Here is a 4347-nt window from a genome sequence, read left to right as displayed (position 1 = left end):
TTGATGCTCCGCTAACTTCAAAGTCTCTTCGATATCCACTTCTAATCCATTGTAGCCTGGGATCGCTTTCCACACGGAATCTACTTTGGCATTAATTGGAGCAATCTTACGGTTCTCCGCTTCTTTGGTTATTGCTTCTAATAAGGTAGATTGCTTAGCAGAAGCAAAAACAGGACGTACTTCCCTCATCCTATCATTCTCAACTACAAAAATATTTTGATCGTTTTTCACACTTTGTATATAAATCCGTACACTTGGGATCGCATTCAAACTCATTAGAACCATAGTCAAAAAACTCCCAAGCAGTATCCATTTTTTGTGGAGCATACACAGGTCCCCTTTCTTCATCACACTGATTGTATGAAGGTTGGGACAAGAGTAGAACCTGTGCATGTCCAACTAAGCAGTGAAAAGCAAAAAAGAGACAGATAGCTCTGACTCTTTATCCCTTACTATGAATGAAACGTCCTCACGAATTAAGAATCTCAGCTTTGAGCAGAGACTTGTGAAGTTAACGTTGCTTTGCGCGAAAGATTAACTCTTCCTTGTTGATCAATTTCCGTAACTTTAACTGTGATTTGATCGCCAATGTTCACGACATCTTCAACTTTTGCTACACGCTCAGTAGAAATTTGTGAAATATGAACGAGACCTTCTTTACCAGGTAGGATTTCAACGAATGCGCCAAATTTCTCTACTCGTTTAACTGTACCTAGGTAAGTTTCCCCAACGATGACTTCACGTACGATGCCTTCAATAATGGAACGAGCTTTCTCGTTCATTTCTTGATTTGACGATGCAATGAATACGCGGCCGTCTTGCTCGATGTCGATCTTCACGCCAGTTTCCTCAATGATTTTATTGATAATTTTACCGCCTGCACCAATAACATCGCGGATTTTGTCCGGATTGATGTTCATGGTAAGAATCTTAGGCGCATATTGAGATAGATTTTTGTTTGGTGTGGAAATACGTGATACCATTTTGCTCAAAATGTGTAAACGACCTTCTTTGGCTTGTTGCAACGATTGTTGCAAGATGCTGCGGTCGATACCATCAATTTTGATATCCATTTGTAAAGCCGTGATCCCCTCAGCTGTACCTGCAACTTTGAAATCCATATCGCCAAGGTGATCTTCCATACCTTGAATATCTGACAGAATGGAGAAATGATCACCGTCTTTGATAAGACCCATCGCAATACCTGCAACTGGAGCTTTAATCGGAACACCAGCATCCATAAGCGCAAGAATACTTGCACAAATACTTGCTTGGGAAGTTGAACCGTTCGATTCCAACACTTCAGACACAAGTCGAATTGTGTAAGGGAACTCAATTTCGTTCGGAATGATCGCCTCAATAGCACGCTCACCTAACGCACCATGTCCAATCTCACGACGTCCTGGTGGACGCAATGGTCTTGCTTCCCCAACGCTGAACGGCGGGAAGTTATAGTGATGCATGAAACGTTTCGTTTCTGTCAGATCTAAACCATCCAAGATTTGAACATCACCCAATGCACCTAGCGTACAAATACTTAGTGCTTGTGTTTGTCCACGTGTGAACAAGCCAGAACCGTGTGTGCGCGGCAACAAGTTGACATCGCACTCAATCGGGCGAATTTCATCTGGTTTACGTCCATCTGGTCTTACTTTATCATGCGTGATCAAGCGACGTACTTCTTCTTTTACAATATCATAAAGTGTTTCTTTAACGTCACCTAAAAGTCCTGGCGTTTCTACGTACAACGCAGTGAAATGTGTTACAGCATCTGCATTCACAACATCAATCGCTTCTTGTCTTGCATGCTTTTCAGGGATTTTAATCGCATCAACTAATCTAGCTTGGGCAAATTCGCGAACCGCGCTATTTACTTCAGCATCAACCGCATGGAGTTTAACTTCCATTTTCGGCTTGCCAACTTGTTCAACCAGTTCTTCAATGATCGCAACGATCTTACGAATTTCATCATGACCGAACATGATCGCTTCTAGGACAACTTCCTCTGAAACTTCTTTCGCTCCAGCTTCAACCATCATAATCGCATCTTTGGTACCAGCAACAGTCAGATGAAGATCACTTTTCTCCGCTACTTCGCCCGTAGGGTTGATAACGAATTGGCCATCTACACGACCAACAATCACGCCACCGACAGGTCCATTAAAAGGAACATCAGAGATCGCAAGTGCCGCGGACGTACCGATCATTGCTGCCATTTCTGGCGGACATTCCTGGTCTACACTCATGACGATAGATACAATTTGAATATCATTACGGAAACCTTCTGGGAACAGAGGACGAATCGGACGATCCGTTAAACGGCTCGCAAGAATCGCTTTCTCACTTGGACGTCCTTCACGCTTGATAAAACCACCAGGGATCTTACCAACCGCATATAATCTTTCTTCGTAGTTCACTGTTAACGGAAAGAAATCTAAATCTTTCGGTCCGCTGGATGCCGTTACTGTGCTAAGCACAACCGTGTCGCCATAGCGAACAGTTACTGCTGCGTTGGCTTGTTTGGCAAGTCGGCCTGTTTCAAGAATGAACGGCTTACCGCCAAGTTCCATTTGTACCCTTGTCTCCATAAAATCCTCCTAAGTTGGTATTGTTAAATTTCAATTCATATGTGTTGATAAACATGTACAGAAATCGTAAGATCCAGAGACCAATCCGAATCTACTCCGTATGTATGCAAAATGGACGATCTGGGGAGTATTCCTCTATTTCTGCGTTATGTCTAGTATTTCCTTCTTTTCCCGTTTTAAAAATACAAGAAAAAGCAACCTTTTGCTGCTCTCTGCCAGAGCTTTATCAAGCCTAGCAAAGGAGCAACAGGTTGCTTCTCATTGTCGGTTTTATCGACGCAAACCAAGCTTTGCAATCAAAGCACTATAACGGCTTACATCTTTGTTTTTAACATATGCTAGCAACTTACGACGTTGTCCAACCATTTTAAGCAAACCACGACGGGAGTGGTGATCTTTCTTGTGCGTACGAAGGTGGTCTGTAAGGTTAACAATGTTTTCTGTAAGGATTGCTACTTGTACCTCAGGTGAACCTGTGTCGGTATCGTGTACCTTGTGAGTTTGAATCAGTTGTGTTTTGCGCTCTTGCGTAATTGCCATAATCGTTCATCTCCTAAATTCTATTAGTATCCCCGCTAGCCTAGAAAGCGCCGATGAAAACGTCAATCCAAGCTAAGGTTCATGCCAAACGAACACGTCCATTTGACAACGTACATTAGTATATCACAATTGACTAGTAGAAGTAAATGTATGATTACAACTCTGTCGCCAATTTATACTTTGCTTCCTCTGCGTCAAGCTTAATTTGAGCTACCAAATCATCTAACGAGGAAAATTTACGTTCTGGTCGAAGGAAAGAAATCAGCTCTACCATAACGGTTTCCCCATAAATCTGCTCAGAAAATTCAAATAAATGCGCTTCAAACGATGGTTTTAATTCTCCAGTCTCGAAAGTTGGTTTCACACCAATATTCATGACTCCTTGATATACTTCCCCACGAACGGTAGCTTTAATCGCGTAAACGCCATTCGTAGGACTGACATAAGGCTCGTCCAATTGGAGATTAGCTGTAGGAAATCCAAGCGTCCTTCCTCTCTTCGCACCATCAACGACAATGCCGCTTACGCTATAAGGACGACCAAGCAGTCTAGTCACAGTTTCTAATTGACCTAATTGTAATGCTTCACGTATACGTGTACTGCTTACTTTTTCACCATTCATATGAAAAGGTCTCACCACTTCAACAGAGAATTTCCCATGACTCAACTCACAGAGTGAATCTGGAGTACCTTTGCCTTGAAAACCAAAAGTAAAATCAAAACCGCAAATGACGCCATCAACGCCTAGTCTGTCAAGGACTTGATCCACGAATTGCTCCGGAGATAATCGCATCAGGGAAGCATCAAACGTAACAATGTACGTATGATTCACACCCATGCTCTCAAAAATCTCCATCTTCTTTTTCATCGGCGTCAGAAGATCCACGTATTTATCTTGACCCATTACTGCTCTAGGATGTGGATAGAAGGTCATAATGGCTGACTTCAGACCAAGCGTCTTAGCCGTTAGTAATGCCCGACCTATAACCTCTTGATGTCCTAAATGTACGCCATCAAAGTCACCAATGGCCACCACTTGTTTCCCTACAAACTGAGCAAGCTGATCCAGATCCATCGGATATGATATTGGTATTATTTGCATATAAGTTCGTTCACCTACCCATTTCAACCCGTCCCGCGACGTTATGATTAAAGGAAAACTTTGGCCGGGACCAAGACGTGGCTAGTGCTTTTCCATTCAAACAGACCAAGAAATCGT

Annotated in this window: 3 protein-coding genes and 1 pseudogene; all 4 read right to left on the bottom strand. The window is 42.6% G+C overall.

Going from position 1 to position 4347, the window contains the following annotated elements; all coding sequences use genetic code 11:
- Window positions 1-285 (bottom strand): annotated as a pseudogene (locus tag AC1DVJ_RS30150) (hypothetical protein); the annotation flags it as partial.
- Between the two features lie 200 nt (window positions 286-485).
- Window positions 486-2588: a polyribonucleotide nucleotidyltransferase gene (gene pnp / locus AC1DVJ_RS30145; RefSeq protein ID WP_477596469.1), complete on the bottom strand. Its 2103-nt coding sequence runs from the start codon at window positions 2586-2588 to the stop codon at window positions 486-488.
- Between the two features lie 270 nt (window positions 2589-2858).
- The gene (gene rpsO / locus AC1DVJ_RS30140; RefSeq protein WP_028558319.1) at window positions 2859-3128 is read right to left on the bottom strand and encodes a 30S ribosomal protein S15; all 270 of its coding nucleotides are present in this window, start codon (window positions 3126-3128) and stop codon (window positions 2859-2861) included.
- 154 nt (window positions 3129-3282) lie between these two features.
- A complete protein-coding gene (locus AC1DVJ_RS30135; RefSeq protein ID WP_477596466.1) occupies window positions 3283-4230 on the bottom strand; it encodes a bifunctional riboflavin kinase/FAD synthetase in 948 nt (315 codons plus the stop codon).
- Between the last annotated feature and the right edge of the window lie 117 nt (window positions 4231-4347).

It is taken from the genome of Paenibacillus sp. P4_A9, assembly GCF_056402415.1.
Note: the sequence above shows the minus strand (reverse complement) of the source record. Positions and strands in the feature narration are given on the sequence as shown.